The organism is Methylomonas sp. DH-1, assembly GCF_046097555.1.
GTDB lineage: Bacteria > Pseudomonadota > Gammaproteobacteria > Methylococcales > Methylomonadaceae > Methylomonas > Methylomonas koyamae.
Genome location: NZ_CP143090.1, coordinates 64889 through 81405, shown reverse-complemented (window position 1 = coordinate 81405; position 16517 = coordinate 64889). Strand labels below are relative to the sequence as shown.

Sequence of the window (16517 nt, the reverse complement as noted above, 5' to 3'; positions counted from 1 at the left end):
GCCATGACCAAGGCCTTGGTGGACAAAATCAACGCGCTGACCGTGGAGTTAAATGACAAAGCCGTCAAGACCCAAGAGCGCCGTGTGGCGGATGTCTTGCGGGCTGCGGGCGAACAGCAGGCCCAGGCAGAGCGCGAACTTGCCGACGCTTCGCAGGCTGTCGATGAGTTAGAGGCTATGCTGGCGGAAGAGCGGTCCAGGGTAGGGGAGTTGGAAAAACGTCTGGCCGAGGTGTTAGCGGCTGACCAAGCTAAAGCGGTTGAACTGGCTACCTTACGCGAACGGCTAGAGGCGGTCGAAAAAAACGCGAAGGTAGCGGGCGAGCAGCATGTTGCCGAACAAGTACAATTCCGGCAAGCATTGGCGGATCAAAAGCGGGCGGCACAAGAATTGGCGGTAGAACGGGATAAAGTGAAAACGGAACTGACTAAAGTACAGGCTAAGGCGGAAGCCGCCGAAGAGTCCCATAAGGAAGAGAGAAAAAGGGCTGCCACTGAGCTACAGCGAGTCGCCGATAAGCTGATAAAGCTTGAGGCGGAAAGAGATGGCGCCAAAGGGGAGGCGGGTAAAACCCGAGAAGAGCTTGCCAAGCTAACAGGCCAATTGGAAGCCATGAAAATCCAGGCCGCTCAGTTGATGCAGGCCATTGGAAACCAGCAACCGGAAAAAACCGAAAAACCGAAAAAGGTATAAGGCATTTTGTGGCTAAAAACGGAGGGCTCAGTGATGATGAACGTGAATCAATTGCAACAGGCCAAAGAAGTGATGCATCGATGGATAAGCAGTTATCGTTGTCGGACTTTCATTGGCTTTAAAGGCTCGGTTGTTAAACCGTATGGCTTTCGCTCTTATTACTGGGCGCACACCTATACTGCCCGTGATTATTTGTTGGGCATAAAAGAGCCGCATGGTGCATGTCTGTCATTGTTGGACCTTAGAAGGTCAGGGCAATGAGTCTGGGATTGGCATGGTCGTGTCTGGGGGCTTGATGTTTGAAGCCGGACTCTGAAAATGACACCCTATATATTAATGGTAACAAAAGTAGTGCAGTCATCTTCTGACATAAATGTCCAAAATCGACCGGTTTCGGACAGTCCTCACAGGGTATGTACTAAAGTAGGCCACTTGAATTACGGACATGTGTTATAATTCGTACATCCCTTTCGGACGGAATTAGCGCATGTCACGCGTCTTTGCTTACTGTCGAGTGTCGACCACGGACCAGATGACCCAAAATCAAAGCCGGGAAATTCAGTCTGCCGGTTTCGCCATTCAGCCGCATCGTTTGATTGAAGAAAGTATCAGCGGTTCAGTCGCGGCGAAAGAACGACCTGGCTTTAATAAATTGATCGAGCGACTGGAAGCGGGCGATGTGTTGGTGGTGACCAAACTGGATCGGCTCGGTCGCAACGCCATGGATGTCAGGGCCACGGTCGAGCACCTTTCTGAGTCCGGGGTGCGCGTTCATTGTCTGGCGTTAGGCGGGGTTGATCTAACCAGTTCTGCCGGCAAGATGACCATGCAGGTTATCGCAGCAGTTGCTGAGTTTGAGCGTGACTTGCTGATTGAGCGAACCCAAGCGGGCATTAGTCGCGCGAAGGCAGCGGGGAAACAGTTCGGTCGGCCGCCGGCACTCAATGCGGAAGCTCGTGCTGACGTTGTCAAACGCTTGGCCGCAGGCGCCAACGTTTCGGAGTTAGCTCGGGAATTCAAGACCACCCGGCAAACCATTATGCGGATTCGGGAAGCGGCGTTGAAATCACCGCAAAGTGAAAAGTCGGTCAACTCTTCTGGGGAGTAAGTGATGAACCACGTCTATTTGGAACGGCTGATGACAAAGACAACATGCATCGTTTTTATCAGATGTTTGTAACGCCTGGTCTATTCAATGATTGGTCGTTGATCAAGGAATGGGGCGGGGTAGGTTCTCCAGGCACAGTCAGGAAGGAGTGGTTCGAGACCCAGGAAGAAGCCATTGTCGCCGGGAATAAGATATGCACGGCCAAATGTAAAAAAGGCTATCGAGCCCTTCGCGCAGAAAACTGATGCGGAGCATTGAATATACTCCAGTCCGTATTCTATGCGCTGCGAAATTAATACAGGGCTCGCGGTCAACAACTTGGTCTTTTCTTGCAAACTATAACACTAAGCGCTATATTCAAAAGACGAAAATGGCAACAGAGCAGGCGTGCGAATATTCAAAAACAAGGCGTTCACACGATTTGCCAAAAAATCAGGAATAGACGATTCAAGCCTCTGTAAGGCAGTCAGTGATGCCGAAAAGGGATTCCTGGATGCTGATTTAGGCGGCGGCGTCATTAAACAACGTGTCGCCCGTAGCGGTGGTGGCAAATCGGGCGGGTTCCGCACCCTGATCTTGTTCCGCATAGGTTCGTTGGCGTTCTTTGTACACGGTTTCGCCAAAAATGAGCAAGCCAACATAGATGACGATGAATTGGTCGCTTTGCGGAAATTAGCGGCTGTCATGCTGGAGTATGACGAAGTAGCACTAAACTGCGCATTGGCAAATAAGACATTGATAGAGGTAATCTGCAATGAAAAAACAATACCGTAGCCGTTTGATGGCCTCCGTGCATGAAACCGCCGAGGGTCTGCATGAGGCGGGCGTCATGGATAAGCGTACTATGCGCAAATTCGATGAATTGTGCCTAACGCCAATCAACCCCTTGCAACCAGAAGAAATCCGAGCGCTTCGGTTGCGTGAACGCGCAAGCCAAGCCGTTTTTGCACGGCATTTGAACGTCACGACCGGCCTGGTCAGCCAATGGGAGCGAGGTGAGAAGCACCCCAAAGGCGCATCATTGAAGCTTCTGTCTCTGGTCGCCAAAAACGGGCTGGAAGCGATTGCTTAAAACCAAAGCCTGGCTTAACCAAGAAGAATAGCCCCCTTAACTCGCGATGCCATTGTGCTGGTGTGCGCCCACTTATCATCATGACTTTAACGGCTTACACTCGCGAACACCATTTCTATGTCGCAATCGCAAAACACGTTTTTCTACACGCCGATAAAGGTATTGTTTTTGTTAACGATCCGATTCGATTAAAAGATGCGGAAAAATTCGATTTGAAGCCGCTGGTTCTATACGGGCTTACTGTCCCTGGAACCCAAATTGAATGGCAGACATTTTCTCTACTCGATGAGCCAAGATCATTATCTGGCGTTTTGCTGGAAGGCTGGGAAAAGGCGTCTGGCCTCCGTGGATACCCCGATAAGCTGAAGATCAATCGTCACATTGCCAATGCATGCCCTCAATTGCAAAAATCGCTCGACCATATTGGCGGCATATCGCTTGAAATCGCTGATGGGAGGGATAAGCAATTCTCGGCCTCATTGCGTGTTGCTCAACAACGCGGACTGGAACTTGGTTGGTACAACCGTGATGGCCATGTCATCAACGATGTTAAAGAGTTGAATGATCATGCCTTGAATATTCACAACGGGCACGTCAATGGTCGCAGGTGGGAATGGATCGGAAACAACGCAGTCAAAGAACAGGCCTCAAAATGGATGGCGTTGCCTTTTAAGACCAGAAATACGGTTTTGAGCCCCTCAAAATTGGATTGGGTTAGCGGCTCCTGGCTTTCCTCATGGGAAACAACTGTCCCACAAAATCAGAAAATGCATTTCTGGCGGCATGAGACAAAACCTGGCTGTTACTGGCTGCTGAGTGGCGAGGATGAAAATATTGATGACATAACCGACGAGGATTGGGACCGACGTTGTGCGCTCAAAGCAAAAATACTGGTGGATTGTTGGCCTAATAAACCGGGCGACATTGCTAAGGCTATCGGCATTACAGTAAAACAACTGCTTTGGTTCCTTAATGGCCAGATGGCATTACCTGAGACTGAAAGGGAAGATTTGTCAAAACTGCTAGGAATTGAAGCAAGTGCTAGATTTGTTGATTACGATGCAATCGGCCCCTGTGTGTTAATTGCAGAAGGTCCGAAAAAGTGCTCTATTGCTTATGAAGAACTGAGTAATGGCGGGGACCTGGAGTATTCGGTGGAGGTACTTCCTGAAAAGGGAACTCCAGACCCGAGTTGGCGTTATGTTGTTTTTTCTGCCTATGGCAGACTCCCCAATATATTCATGTTCCAAAGGGGAAGTAAAACAACTGATCAATTAGGCGGAAAGCTCTTAATGAATTATCAGGGAGAAAGAAAGGTTCCGGCATCAATCTATAGAGATGTTGTTTCTACATGCGCACAGTGCAGCACACATCCGTTGTTAAACCGGAAGCTAATGACTGAATTCGGCGAACGGTATAAACATTTCTTCCAGGAAATGGGGACGAAGTTCTACACATAGCGATAAATTACACCAAATCTTGAATCTGCTGCCTAACGTCTCGGCCTTGATTATCTTGCTCGACAGCCATGATAAATAAACAACGCCCTTGGCTGGATTTCGCCCACAACTCGCCTACCGCACGTTTTTCGGCTGAATCGTCGTTACTGGCATAGGCTTCGCCCTTGTACTCGACGACCAACATCCGGCCGTCCGTCAGTTCGCAGACAAAATCAGGGTAAAAGCGGTTATGAGCCAACGGCAGCCAAAACGAGGCATGATCCCGGCGAACCAGGTTCCGAATCCAATATTTCACTTCCGGTAAACTATCAATCGCCTTGGCACACTCATACTCTTCACCTTGGGCCTTCAAATCCTCGATGATAGGGAAAAAGTGCTTTTGAAATTTGTAACGGCCGGCGTAATACGGCGGTCGTGCCGGGTAGTGTTCCGGCGAGAAGCCGTAGCAATGGCACAACCCTAAATGGCGTTCGATTTTGGCCAGTTCTTGTTTGTCTCTAGCGCCGTAAAACAGTTCGGCTTTGGTGATGACGCTGACGGCGATATTAGCCGATCCTATGGCTCTGAGAGTTTGGATGATAGCTGGATTGCCTTTGTAGAATTCAATCAAGATATTGGTGTCGCAGAGAATCATCCACGCTGATCCGGCCAGGCTTTTACACGAATGGTAGTTTGGTCGATTTCTCGTGATTCCCAGATGCCGGCACAGTCAAAGAAATCGTCGCCGCTTGTAGGTTGTGCGATGACTTCCAATTCCTTGATCACGTCTTCATGCTCGATGACTTCGCCACGGTCAGCAGCGGCTATGCCCTGGGTAATTTTCTCAATTTTCCGGGCATGAGTTTTCAGGTATTCGCGCAAGGCTTGATTGACAAGGTAGTTACGCGAACGATCCAACGCCCCGGCCATGCTATCAAGCTGATGCACGATGTCTGATTCGGTTCTAACGGTAAATGCTTCTGTGGCCATGGCTACGCTCTGGTTATTTGTGGTTCACGTGTAATCATAAAGCAGATTGATCACGTGGGGGTAGAGTTTAAATCGGGAATGATCGATATTTGGTCAAGGGCTTGTTGGAGGAATACCGCGCGAAAATCCGCAAAGTTATGGACGGCCCCGCAGTCCCCGCCGAGGATGTTTTATTGTGAGCCAGGGGGACCCGCGACGACAACCACCATATGACCATGGGTGTGAAGTGATTCGTGTTCTTGGCCTTTAAAATCGGCCGGCACCAATTTACTCTCACTCGCCCATGGGGCGCTGGTAATCCCATTGGTGGTAATTGTTGAATAAAACCTGAAATCTCGTTGGTATCCCCTTGTAAATTGGCACCAAGTTCGTGAACAACAGATTTGACAAGGCCACTGCAGTCCGATTTATACACTTGTCAATGGGCGCACGTCACCCGTGTCCTGACACTCAATTCACATAACCTCCTTTAACTTTTGTACTGTAGTGTTGCCATACCTGCAATACAGGGAAGGCATCAAAAACAGATTCAACAAGGTCGAGGTCATCAAGCCACCGAGTATCACTACCGCCATGGGGTATTCGATTTCGTGGCCGGGTACGTTGCCTTTCAGGATCAACGGCAGCAAGGCCAATCCGGCGCAAGCCGCTGTCATCAGGATGGGTGCCAGACGTTCTTCGGCGCCGCGCTGCGCTAAGTCAGGTCCGAATAGGACAGCTTCTTCCTGTTCCAAATGTCGGTAATGGCTCAACAACATGATGCCGTTCCGCGCGGCGATACCCAGCACGGTGATAAAGCCGACCAGCGAGCCGAGCGACAGCACGCCGCCACTTAAAAACGCCCCCACAACGCCCCCGATCAACGCGAACGGCAAGGTTAATGCCACCAGACAGACCAAGCGTAGTGAGCGAAAATCGACCTGCAATAACACCAGGATACCCAGCAATGAAGCCAAACTCAGCCAGGTCAGCCGTTCGCTGGATGCTTGTCGTGCCGCGTATTCGCCTAGAAACTCCGGGTGATAGCCTTGCGCGAACGTTAGCCTCTTCACGCGATTTTCTATTTCCCGCGCCACGCCGCCTAAATCGTTGCCACTGACGTTGCAGGTGACGTCGATTCGGCGCGAGGCGTTTTCCCGTTTGATCTCGTTAGGTGTGGGCACCATATCGATGTCGGCCACATCGCCCAACGGCACGCGCGCCCCGGATGGCGTATCGATAGTAAGCGATCTGAGCGCGGCAAGGTCATGGCGCACTCGTTCATGACCCCAAACCGTGACATCGACGATTTTTTGGTCACGGTAAATTTCGCCGACCTTGCTGCCTTTGATCAAGGTAGCAGCGGCCCGCCTCACGTGCCCGGCTGTCAAGCCGAAGTTGGCCGCCACGTCCGGCTTGAGCCGTATCTGTATCTGCGGCACCACTATTTGCGGTTCCACCTTCAGGTTGGCGATGCCGGGTACATCAGCGATGGATTGACTGACTTCTGCGGCCTTATCTCGCAGGATTCCCAAATCTGGGCCATACAGCCTCACCACCACGGTCGCACTGGCACCGGTCAGCACTTCTTTGATCCGTTCGCGCAGGTACGTCAGCACATCCCGGTAAAGCCCCGGATAACCGTCGACGACGGCCTGGATTTTTGCCACGGTACTGTCGTAATCAACCACCGTGTCTAAACTAATCCATAACTCGGTAAAGTTCGGCCCTACCACTTCGTCGGCAACTTCGGCCCGGCCAATGTGGGAACCGAAATTGCGCACACCGGGGATCGCCCGCAGTTCCTTACTAACTTGTACCGTAATACGGCGCATGGCTTCCAGCGAGGTGCCAGGCTTTTCAACCCAATGCATCAAAAAATCGGTTTCCTTAAAGTTGGGTAGAAACGATTCGCCAAGTCGCGGTAACGCGATAGCTGTCGATACAAACGCCACTAACAGAAAACCCGTCGCCCATTGCGGACGGCTGACGATTGCCGGTAACAGCTTGCGATAATGCCGTTTCAAAACCCGTGTCAGCGGTGCATCCCCCTGGCGCTGCTTCGCATTGGGTAACAGCATCAGGCACAAGGCGGGGGTCACCGTCAACGCGACCAGTAGCGAGGCCAAAATCGCCAACAGGTAGGAAAATGCCAACGGCCTGAAAAAGGTACCGGCCAAGCCGTCGAGGAAGAATACCGGCACGAACACCAGCGCCACGATCAGGCTGGCGAACACCACAGCGCTGCGCACTTCCAACGACGCCTTCAACACGACGCGGAAAGGCGACCACGGACTGCCCGCCTCGCGATTAAGGCGCAGACGGCGCATGATATTCTCGACATCAATGATTGCGTCATCCACCACTTCACCAACCGCAATCACCAGACCGGCTAGCACCATGGTGTTAAGGGTGCCGCCACGCAGATACAGCACTAAGGCAGCTGCCAACAGCGACAGCGGAATCGCCGACAGGCTGATCAAGGCGGTACGCCACTCGAACAAAAAAGCGATCAGAATCACTGCGACCAGTATGCAGCCCAAGATCAACGCGTCGCTTAAATTTTGCAGCGAGCGTTCGATGAAGGTTGCCGGACGGAAGATGGTTGGATCGATGTCGACGTCGTGCAGGCCAGGTTTTAGAGCTTCCAGGGTCGCTTCCACCTTGCGCGTCACATCCAAGGTGTTACCCCAGGGTTGTTTTTCGACAATCAGCAGTAATCCCGGACCATCATTGATCACTGCATCGCCAATCGGCGGCGGGTGGCTTTCGAAAATGTCCGCCACATCGCCCAAGCGCAGTGGAACACCGCCGGTGAATTGCACCACGGTTCGCGCCAGATCGTCCGGTGTTTGCAGCGGCGACACATGCGTCACTGGTAAACGCTGATTAGGCAAATCAACAAAGCCGCCAGCCGTTACGGTGGCCGCATCGCCCGCCGCACGCACTACCGCATCCAGCGTCACGCCGTTGGCGGCCAGCCGGTCCGGATCGACCAGCACTTGTAACTGCCGATCACGTTGCCCCCAAATGGCTACGTTGGCCACACCCGGCACCGCCATCAACCTTGGGCGAATGGTCCATAACGCCAATTCGGACACTTCCATCTGCGACAGTTTTTTCGATGAAATACCAATCTTCAGCGCCCGACTGGTGGACGATAACGGCGACAGCATCACCGGTGCGCGGGCCACAACCGGTAGGCGCGGCGCGATGGTGGCAACCCGTTCCTGCACCAGTTGCCTGGCTTGCATCAAATCCGTGCCTTCCTGGAAAATACACACCACAGAAGACAGGCCCAGCACCGACTTGGAACGCAAGGTTTTCAACCAGGCCGTGCCATTGACTGCATTTTCCAGTGGCACGGTGATTAGGTTTTCCACTTCCTCAGTCGATAGTCCGGGTGCTTCCGTCTGGATTTCCACCAGCGGCGGCGCAAATTCCGGGAACACATCCAACGGCATTTGCCGGGCGGCTTGCACGCCGAAAACCACCAACACCACAGCCAAAGCCAACACCAATAGTCGTTGGCGTAATGCAACGGAAATCAGCCAACGCATCATTTGCCGACACCGAATTCAGTACCGAACAATTCGGCCACGCCGGCGGTGACCACCTCGATACCGGCCGCGATGTCGCCCATCACGGCGGCTTGATCTTCAACCACCCGTAGTACCTGTACCCGCCGGCGCTGGTAGACATTGGCTTGCAGTGCTTGATAAATCCAGCATCCGCCATTTACGTCATACACAAGCGCCGACCACGGCACGACCAGATTCTCGTCTTCCCCACGCAGCGGGATAGACACGCCAACGCGCTGACCGGGACGTAGTGATGCATCCGAATTCTTGACTTCATAGAATAAGTCGACCGTGGCGGCAGCCGGATTAGCGGAAGGCGGCGCCGCCACCGGCAAGGCAAGACGAGTGGCATTCTCGGACGAATTTGTCAGCCCACCGACACGCGCCTGGGCGGCGGTATTCAATCCGGCTATATCATCGACATAGACCGGCACCCGCACCCAAAACCTGCTGCGGTTGTTGACGTCCAACAGCGCGGGGCCGAGCAAATCGCGGCGTTCGTGCGCGGTTTTCAGATTGGCCTCGGCCAAGCCTAGCTGCATTCGCGCATCATCGACCGAGCGTTCGGTGCCCACCTTGTCGCGGCGCATCTGTTCGGCGCGATTCAAGGCTATTTGCGCGGCTTGCACTTGTACTTTGGCTTGTTCCACTTGGCCGTCGGCGTCGATTTGCGATTGCGCCAAACGCACCAATTCCGCCGGTGCCAGCGAAGGCAGGATGGTATAAACCGATTGCTTGTTCGCTTTTCCTGAACCGTTCAAGGCAGGTAGCGTGATCTCGCCCCCGAACAAGCGGGTGCGCGTCAGCGGTCGTTTTTCAACTTTAGTGGTGACGATGCTCAGCCGCTTCGCGGCTTCGGGTGCCAAAACGACTTGGGTCAAATTGCTTTCCTTGACCGGGTTTTCGATTTTGGCAGGCGGCACAGTTGCTTCGGCAGCCAATAGGTTACCAATAACAAGCACTATAGCCGACAACAACAGTTTGTGGTTTGGAGACACGCGGTTCATACAGATTCTAGTCTTGAATTCCGGGAAATAATGAGTCAAGCAGGCTTTAGACGCTGGCCCACGCTGCGTTCCAGTTCCGCACGGGCGCGGCGCAAATCGGCGGCGGCTTGCGCGGTTTTTAATTGCGCGTCCAGCCAGCGGCGTTGAGTTTCTAGTACGAACAGATAGGTGACATTACCGGCCGCATAAGCGTTTTCAGCGTCTTGTATGGCGGCTTGCAGCGGCGGCAAAATAGTTTGTTGCCACTGTTGCAGGCTTTGGCCGGCCTGTTGCAATCGGGCATGGGCTTCGCGGACATCCAGCGCAATCCGTTGCCGGGTGGCGACATATTGCCTGGCGGCCTTGTCGAAGCGCGCCTGGGCTTGCGCGATGCCACCTTGATTCTGATTGACGATAGGTAACGTCAGGTCCAAGCCCGGTCCTGCCAGCAAAGGCCCATTGATTTGTTTGGCGTTGAGGCTGGCGGTGATATTAAAGATTTCGGCTCGCGCCAAGCCAAAGCGTTCGCCCGCGCCTTGTACATTGATTTCTGCGGCACGTAGATCGGGACGTGCCAGTAGCGCCTGTTCGACCAGCTTTTCGGTATCGAACCGGTCATCATGGGCTATCAGTTCCGCACTAACGTTTGTCGGCCACTGCTCCAGGCTCAATCCGACCAGGTGCCGCAAGCGCTCGTCGGCAATCTCGCAATCGCGTTGCAGGCGGCCTTTTTGTTCCAGGGCTTGCAGCGCATCGACTCGAGCATTGGTCACTTCCAGTTCGCTGGCATCGCCAGCTTTCAATCGGGCTTGCGTGAGTTCGGCGATAGCATGACTCAATGTGACAGCAGATTCAGCCAATTCCACGCGTCGCTTGGCTAAGCTTAATTCGGCGTGGGCGATGCGAACATCGCGAATCAAGTCCAATCCGGTTTGCACCAAACGTTGTGCAGTTTGTTCGACATCCAATTTTGCCAACTCGACCCGTTGCGGACGCAGCCAGAAAATTTCCAACGGGTAGCGCAGCGTCAGTTCCAAGGGTTTTGCGCCCCATGGCACCAACATCGAGAAGGTAGGGTTGGGCAGCATACCCGCCTGCACGAGATCGGCCCGGAACAAGCCCAAATCGGCCAAGGTCGCGCGAAAGGCCGCATTGTTCCACAGTGCCAAGCTGACTAATTCGTCTTCGGACAAGCCGGCATCCAAAGTTACATTGGCGGGCCATGCGGTTTCGTCGGCACGCGTTTCGGCAAAACGCTGTCCCGTGCGCTGTTCCAGATCGTTGGCAACGTCGATTAAACCCACGCCTTGCGGGGTACAGGCCGCCAGCGACAAAGCGAGAAGCGTTAACGGGAAACGACCGGAAACAAACGGTGTCATGCTCTGATCTCCGGGAATGTGACGATCACTTTCAAGCCCATCCCGCCATCCCCATCGCTCAGCGTAATATCAGCCTGATGTTGCTCGGCAATCCTCTTGGCAATAGCCAAGCCAAGACCACTGCCGGATTCGGCGTTATTCAAAACTCTATAAAATCGGTCAAACACGCGATCGCGTTCATTCAAGGCAATGCCGGGGCCGGTATCATTGACTTCCAGGCGAACCGTCTTGGCATCGTTAATGACACTGACGTCAATCCGTGCGTTTGCCGGTGAATAGCGGATGGCGTTATCGATTAGATTGCCAAGCAGAATCCGCAGCGATTCGTCAATACCGGTAACCCTGACCCGATCTGCTCGTGAAAGGCCAAGATCGATATGGCGGTTGGCGGCGAGCGGGGCAAAGTCGGCCACTACGTTCCGTGCCAGATCATCCAGAAATAACGGTATAAGCGGAGAATCGTCGGCTTTCGGATCAAGGCGAGCCAGTGTCAGTAATTGCTGCACCAAATGACCGGCACGGGCTATACCTTGCCGCAAGGTTTGCAACGCCTGAGCACGCCGATCCGAGTCAGTGGCACGCTCGGCCAGTTGTACCTGCAAAGACAGTGCGGTGAGCGGACTACGCAACTCGTGGGCGGCATCGGCGGTGAATTGTCGCTGCGTAGCCAGTGCCTGATCCAATTGGCTCAGTAACCCGTTCAATGCGCCGACTAGAATGCTGACTTCTGCGGGCAAACCATTGTCTGGGATGGGGTCTAACGAATGAGGATTGCGATGCGCCACAGCAGCGGCGACTTGAGCCAGCGGCGCTAAACCGCGACCAATCGCCCAACCGAGCCATAAGGTCAGTGCCGGCAGCAAAATCAGCAGCGGCGTCAATAAATGCAGGGTGATTTCATTGGCGGTTTCACGGCGCTCTTGCAGCGCTTGCGCGACCTGAACCAAACCCTTATCAGTTGTTAAAGTCACGACGCGCCAAGCTTGGTTTTGCCAGTTCACGGTGTCGTAGCCCGGCTTTCCGCCTTGTGGAATGGGCGAGAACGGATGAGATTGAAATAGAATTCGCCCCTCTGGATCGCGAATCTGACTGACCAAATCAATACCATCACCGTGCAATGCGAGGCCGTTCGAATCCGGTTTGGCACCTTGCGCGTGGTTTGCATGAGACAGGGAATAAGCCGCCTCACGCAACACCTTGTCGAACAGTTCATCAATTTCTTCGTGAACGTTCAGCCAAGTCGGTACGGCAAACGCGGTGCCGGAAAGCAGCAAAACAGGCATTAACCAATAAGTTAGCCGTTGGCGGATAGAGGTGCTCATGGCTTCACCACTTTGAAGCCAACGCCACGCACATTAAATATGATGTCCGCACCGAGTTTGCGGCGCAGGTTGTGTAGGTGCACATCGATCGCATTGCTGGCCACTTCCTGCCCCCACCCATAGAGACGCTCTTCCAATTGCGCGCGGGACAGCACAGCCCCTGGTTGCTCCAGCAAGGCATGCAGCAAGGCAAATTCACGCGGGGATAAATCAATCAGGGCATTGCGCAACCAAATTTCGTGGTTCAACGGATTGATGCGCAACGCACCGTATTCAATGTCGGATGATCCGCGTCCGGTACTCCGGCGTACCAGCGCATGAATACGGGCAACGAGTTCTTCCAAGGCAAACGGTTTGACCAGATAGTCGTCGGCACCGCTATTGAGGCCAGCGACTCGATCACTTAGTGCATCGCGCGCCGTTAAAATCAATACCGGAATGGTGTTGCCGGATTTGCGAAGTTCGACCAGTAGCTGCTGGCCGGATAGGCGGGGAAGCCCTAAGTCAAGCAGCAATAAAGCGTACTCGCTCGCCGCATGAGATAGGGCTTGTTTGGCTTGTTCCCCGTCTTGTACCCAATCGACCACGAAGCCATCCATCTGCAATCCATCCCGGATCGACTGGCCGATCATCGGATCGTCTTCCGCTAATATCAAACGCATGTTGACCTTTTAGTTTCTTCATCTGGCCAACAGTGTAAATGATTAAGATTTAAGTAATAGTTAAGGCTCTTCGGAATGTTCGGGAAGGTATCAATTCCGGTGATTAACCAGCAGCTATTCGGAATTCATCACTATTGCTTTGGATATGAGAATTGCGCTGCATTTCCGCAGTTGTTCTGGGTCATTGATGCCAAAACTGCGAAGCTTTATGCAGCAATTAATTTGGGTATTCGGATAATGGATCCAAGAAAAATTGGATGGGGTGGGTTATGAATTGGCAATATTTATTAAGTGGCGGATTGGCGCTTTATATAGTTGAGACTGCCGGTAGCAACCATTCGGATGTGGCTGTTGCTATCGTGGCGTTTTTGGTTTGTCTAATTCCTGATATTATTTACGGGCTCTTATCGCTGGCCCGGCACGAATACAAACCTGCGAAGCACTTCTTTAACTGACACCAATACGAAATAATGGACCGATGGTATTTTACATATAAGGAAAAATCATGACCTATATGAATATTGGTTCTGCAACCACAAATCACGTACGGAGTAATGGGATGGTCAATACTCCTACAATTGCAAAACCGCAACAGCAGCAGGCTCAAGTCCAGCAGATAACACAGGTTGTGCATAGCCCATCATCTGATGGTGGAAAAGGTCGTATCATTGATGTTCATGCTTAGTTTAATTTCCGACCTCGATAGTGGTAAATTAGGCTCAGACTCGATCTGATTGCCAAAACTCAAACGGCATTTAGCGAGCCAGTTCGGCTTTTTTGCATAAATCGTATTTTGTGCAAGGAAAATCCACTGATCGTGAACAGGTATGCCCAAACCTAAGAAATATTGGCCTAAAACGGCACGACTTGCTTAGAGCCACTTACGCTGGCGGATGAAATGGCATTTGTCGCTGTAATTCCTAAGAGCTAGCCCCGAAAAATTGACCAGTCGATTAAGTGAAAAACCCTGCTACTTGTGACCGTCCGCGAGGACAAAGCAATGGAGCAGAAGATGTCCAAAAAACCGAGAAGAAAACATTCGCCGGCCTTCAAAGCCAATGTTGCCCTGGCGGCCTTGGCGGGCGATAAAATTCTGGCCCAGTTGACCCTGGAATTCGAGGTTCATCAAAATCAAATTGTCGATTGGAAAAAGCAACTGGCCTAGCGGGCGGCCGATGTGTTTGGGAGGCCAACGGAGCCCGAATCACCGCCGGTCGATCTGCAAGCCCTGCATGCGAAAATCGGCCAACTGACCCTGGAAAACGATTTTTTAGAGGGCGCGCTCAACAAGGCGGGATGGATGAGCGCACAGCGACGATCGACCGTCAATCGAAGTTACCCAGCCGTAGTTCGGAACAGTTACCAGCCGGAGCGCGAAATTCAGACCGGCATCGGGCCGGTGTCGGTGAAAATACCCAAGAACGAAAGATGGCAAGACCTCGACATCCGTTTCTATGGCTGTCGTCCCAATCCGCATATCAATATGCTCTTAAAAAAGCATTCCCAACCAACAATGGAAATTGGATTTATATAGAAATCAAATGGATATTCGAGCAAGCAGAAAAATGTCTATTGAATTTTGACGTAGCGTCAAAAAATTCAAAGGCTGTTTTTCAGGGTATCGTGAGAGGGTGTAGACAAAATAAATCACCTGGCTAATCGGCAGGCCAGCATTCTAGCCTCCGCCAGCCAAACCCAGGCTTCAGATACTTTGGTCAAGCGATCATGGTGCATGACCAGGCGTCTGGCACGTTCGTTCCAGGCGTGGGTACGCTCGACGACCCAACGCTTCGGCAATACGGTGAAGCCGGTTGCCAATGTTTCGGGAAACAAGTCCTGTTGCCCAGCGTTCACCCAACGGCCGACATTCCGATTCGCCGGATGGCGCACCACTTCGACCGTCAGCCCGTGTTTCGCCTCAGTGGCGGCCGCCCATTGTCCGGCATAAGCACTGTCGACGTACAACCGTTGCACGGTGGGGTACTTTTTCCACCGCACTGGCTACGGCATCGGTGCCCGCATCGCGGTCTTGCAGGTTGGCCGCACACACGCTGACGGCCAGCAGTAAACCCAAGGTATCCACAATGAGGTTGCGCTTGCGACCTTTGACCTTCTTGCCGGCGTCGTAACCGACTGGCCCACCCTGCGGCGAACTCCGCGTGCTTTGCGCATCCAACACCGCCGCGCTGGGCATGGCATCGCGCTCTTCCCGGGCTCGCCACATCTGTCGCAAGCGGTCATGCATCGCTTCAAACCGGCCCTGGGCACTCCAACGGCGAAAGGTTTTGTAGACGTTATCCCAGTGCGGGAAGTCTTTCGGCAATACCAGTTACAGTGAACCGTGGGAATAACGGGAACTCTCAATGGTGCAAGTGCATTGGGAGATGTTTTGAACCTGGGGAGTACGGGGAGCTTTACCGATCGGCCGACGATCACCTACACCCCTCTGACAGGTGCTCATTTTCTGCAAGTCATGATGACGCCGATTCCGCCTCCGGCCCTATTCAGGCTCATTGAGGAGGGCTGGCCCGCGGACATGTTGCTGCAGATTGGGGTGCAAAGCATCAATGGGATATCGAACCGTAAAGGCGGCGCGCGAGGGCGTGCAGCGGATTCCGATTTTGGCGTGCTGTTGGCGGCCCTGGAACGTCTCCAGGCTTCCGGTGTGCTGGGGTTACGGGTGGAATTGTCCAAGGATACGAAGCAGGAAGGGACAATTCTGGTGATCAGTCAAACGGCTCTTCCTGCAGAGGTCGAGGCCGATAGATTGCTGGTCAGAAAACAGTTGGGTCTGCGGCCCGAGCTAAAAGAATTTAAAGTTGTTTATGGGGCGGTGGCTGAGAAAGATGACGTTATCGCCGTGCAGACGCGTTCCGGTTTCCAGATCATGAATCTACTGGGTACCAATGTCGAAGTGCCATCTGAGCATATTGCCGAACAAAGGACTTATCCGCCGTTTCAGGAGCCGGAAGGTGCCCAGGCGCTACCGCCTCTGATCAGGATTCATGCGGAAAAGTCGCTGCCGTCAGATGTCTTTGCAGCGGTGAAATATCGCGACTATTGGTATTGGATAGATGATCGCGACTTCAGGTCGAAGGCCATCTTTACCTTCCTGATGATCATCATGACACTAGCGGAGAATGACGAGAAAGTCCAACCGCCGATCGTCACGATACAGGGGAATTAAACAGCGGCGCATGCAAGGTTGGGCATGCTATTCGCGCGGATTTTTTCCTGGGTTAATAGGATTTTTTCCCTACATTACATATGGCAACTAGGGTAAGCGCCTCGAATCCATCTACCAAC

The 16517-nt window shown here is 52.9% G+C and carries 16 protein-coding genes and 2 pseudogenes; 10 read left to right on the top strand and 8 right to left on the bottom strand.

All coding sequences use genetic code 11. The features are described 5' to 3' along the window. Positions 1–3 precede the first annotated feature (3 nt). From VXJ35_RS22975 to VXJ35_RS22950, 6 genes are all read left to right on the top strand, one after another. Positions 4–693 carry a kfra protein gene (locus VXJ35_RS22975; RefSeq protein ID WP_331711098.1) on the top strand — a complete coding sequence of 230 codons (690 nt, stop codon included), beginning with the start codon at positions 4–6 and terminating at the stop codon, positions 691–693. Between the two features lie 487 nt (positions 694–1180). Continuing rightward, positions 1181–1801, top strand: coding sequence for a recombinase family protein (locus tag VXJ35_RS22970; RefSeq protein WP_054761719.1), 621 nt, complete (start codon positions 1181–1183; stop codon positions 1799–1801). Between the two features lie 44 nt (positions 1802–1845). After that, positions 1846–2046 carry a WGR domain-containing protein gene (locus tag VXJ35_RS22965; RefSeq protein ID WP_064023704.1) on the top strand — a complete coding sequence of 67 codons (201 nt, stop codon included), beginning with the start codon at positions 1846–1848 and terminating at the stop codon, positions 2044–2046. Between the two features lie 142 nt (positions 2047–2188). Beyond that, a complete protein-coding gene (locus tag VXJ35_RS22960) occupies positions 2189–2575 on the top strand; it encodes a type II toxin-antitoxin system RelE/ParE family toxin (protein ID WP_054761721.1) in 387 nt (128 codons plus the stop codon). Beyond that, positions 2556–2873 (top strand): DNA-binding transcriptional regulator, encoded by a 318-nt coding sequence (locus VXJ35_RS22955; protein ID WP_054761722.1) that lies wholly within the window; start codon positions 2556–2558, stop codon positions 2871–2873. Before VXJ35_RS22960 ends, VXJ35_RS22955 begins: the two co-directional genes overlap by 20 nt. 80 nt (positions 2874–2953) lie before the next feature. Beyond that, on the top strand, positions 2954–4333 hold the full coding sequence (locus VXJ35_RS22950) for a hypothetical protein (RefSeq protein ID WP_064023703.1): 1380 nt from the start codon (positions 2954–2956) through the stop codon (positions 4331–4333). A gap of 7 nt (positions 4334–4340) precedes the next feature. Here the strand turns inward: VXJ35_RS22950 and VXJ35_RS22945 are convergent, their stop codons facing one another. The 7 genes from VXJ35_RS22945 to VXJ35_RS22915 all read right to left on the bottom strand — a co-directional run bounded on the left by VXJ35_RS22945 (position 4341) and on the right by VXJ35_RS22915 (position 13211). Beyond that, entirely contained in the window at positions 4341–4967 is a 627-nt protein-coding gene (locus VXJ35_RS22945) for a PIN domain-containing protein (protein ID WP_064023702.1), read from the bottom strand. Next, positions 4964–5302 carry a CopG family ribbon-helix-helix protein gene (locus VXJ35_RS22940; RefSeq protein ID WP_082409821.1) on the bottom strand — a complete coding sequence of 113 codons (339 nt, stop codon included), beginning with the start codon at positions 5300–5302 and terminating at the stop codon, positions 4964–4966. Before VXJ35_RS22940 ends, VXJ35_RS22945 begins: the two co-directional genes overlap by 4 nt. A gap of 455 nt (positions 5303–5757) precedes the next feature. Then, on the bottom strand, positions 5758–8841 hold the full coding sequence (locus VXJ35_RS22935; RefSeq protein ID WP_064023701.1) for an efflux RND transporter permease subunit: 3084 nt from the start codon (positions 8839–8841) through the stop codon (positions 5758–5760). Then, positions 8841–9785, bottom strand: coding sequence for a membrane fusion protein MtrC (locus tag VXJ35_RS22930; protein ID WP_231914933.1), 945 nt, complete (start codon positions 9783–9785; stop codon positions 8841–8843). The genes VXJ35_RS22935 and VXJ35_RS22930 overlap by 1 nt, the downstream gene beginning before the upstream one ends. Before the next feature lie 119 nt (positions 9786–9904). Further along, positions 9905–11227, bottom strand: coding sequence for a TolC family protein (locus tag VXJ35_RS22925; RefSeq protein WP_064023700.1), 1323 nt, complete (start codon positions 11225–11227; stop codon positions 9905–9907). Then, positions 11224–12549 (bottom strand): ATP-binding protein, encoded by a 1326-nt coding sequence (locus tag VXJ35_RS22920; RefSeq protein WP_064023699.1) that lies wholly within the window; start codon positions 12547–12549, stop codon positions 11224–11226. Before VXJ35_RS22920 ends, VXJ35_RS22925 begins: the two co-directional genes overlap by 4 nt. After that, on the bottom strand, positions 12546–13211 hold the full coding sequence (locus tag VXJ35_RS22915; protein WP_064023698.1) for a response regulator transcription factor: 666 nt from the start codon (positions 13209–13211) through the stop codon (positions 12546–12548). The genes VXJ35_RS22920 and VXJ35_RS22915 overlap by 4 nt, the downstream gene beginning before the upstream one ends. Positions 13212–13480: 269 nt before the next feature. Here VXJ35_RS22915 and VXJ35_RS22910 point away from each other — a divergent pair, with 269 nt between their 5' ends. From VXJ35_RS22910 to VXJ35_RS22900, 3 genes and pseudogenes are all read left to right on the top strand, one after another. Further along, positions 13481–13666 (top strand): hypothetical protein, encoded by a 186-nt coding sequence (locus VXJ35_RS22910; protein ID WP_054761739.1) that lies wholly within the window; start codon positions 13481–13483, stop codon positions 13664–13666. Between the two features lie 50 nt (positions 13667–13716). Beyond that, complete coding sequence (locus tag VXJ35_RS22905) at positions 13717–13896, top strand: hypothetical protein (RefSeq protein WP_140911825.1); 180 nt, start codon at positions 13717–13719, stop codon at positions 13894–13896. 327 nt (positions 13897–14223) lie between these two features. Beyond that, positions 14224–14537, top strand: a pseudogene (locus tag VXJ35_RS22900) (transposase); the annotation flags it as partial. A gap of 321 nt (positions 14538–14858) precedes the next feature. Here the strand turns inward: VXJ35_RS22900 and VXJ35_RS22895 are convergent. Then, a pseudogene (locus tag VXJ35_RS22895) lies at positions 14859–15537 on the bottom strand (IS5 family transposase); the annotation flags it as partial. A gap of 63 nt (positions 15538–15600) precedes the next feature. Between VXJ35_RS22895 and VXJ35_RS22890 the strand changes: the two are divergent. Further along, complete coding sequence (locus VXJ35_RS22890; RefSeq protein WP_157198338.1) at positions 15601–16398, top strand: hypothetical protein; 798 nt, start codon at positions 15601–15603, stop codon at positions 16396–16398. The last annotated feature ends 119 nt before the right edge of the window (positions 16399–16517 follow it).

Coding starts and splice junctions, on each gene's coding strand:
- VXJ35_RS22975 (WP_331711098.1), top strand. CDS start 4: ATGACCAAGGCCTTGGTGGACAAAATCAACGCGCTGACCGTGGAGTTA.
- VXJ35_RS22970 (WP_054761719.1), top strand. CDS start 1,181: ATGTCACGCGTCTTTGCTTACTGTCGAGTGTCGACCACGGACCAGATG.
- VXJ35_RS22965 (WP_064023704.1), top strand. CDS start 1,846: ATGCATCGTTTTTATCAGATGTTTGTAACGCCTGGTCTATTCAATGAT.
- VXJ35_RS22955 (WP_054761722.1), top strand. CDS start 2,556: ATGAAAAAACAATACCGTAGCCGTTTGATGGCCTCCGTGCATGAAACC.
- VXJ35_RS22950 (WP_064023703.1), top strand. CDS start 2,954: ATGACTTTAACGGCTTACACTCGCGAACACCATTTCTATGTCGCAATC.
- VXJ35_RS22945 (WP_064023702.1), bottom strand. CDS start 4,967: ATGATTCTCTGCGACACCAATATCTTGATTGAATTCTACAAAGGCAAT.
- VXJ35_RS22940 (WP_082409821.1), bottom strand. CDS start 5,302: ATGGCCACAGAAGCATTTACCGTTAGAACCGAATCAGACATCGTGCAT.
- VXJ35_RS22935 (WP_064023701.1), bottom strand. CDS start 8,841: ATGCGTTGGCTGATTTCCGTTGCATTACGCCAACGACTATTGGTGTTG.
- VXJ35_RS22925 (WP_064023700.1), bottom strand. CDS start 11,227: ATGACACCGTTTGTTTCCGGTCGTTTCCCGTTAACGCTTCTCGCTTTG.
- VXJ35_RS22920 (WP_064023699.1), bottom strand. CDS start 12,549: ATGAGCACCTCTATCCGCCAACGGCTAACTTATTGGTTAATGCCTGTT.
- VXJ35_RS22915 (WP_064023698.1), bottom strand. CDS start 13,211: ATGCGTTTGATATTAGCGGAAGACGATCCGATGATCGGCCAGTCGATC.
- VXJ35_RS22910 (WP_054761739.1), top strand. CDS start 13,481: ATGAATTGGCAATATTTATTAAGTGGCGGATTGGCGCTTTATATAGTT.
- VXJ35_RS22905 (WP_140911825.1), top strand. CDS start 13,717: ATGACCTATATGAATATTGGTTCTGCAACCACAAATCACGTACGGAGT.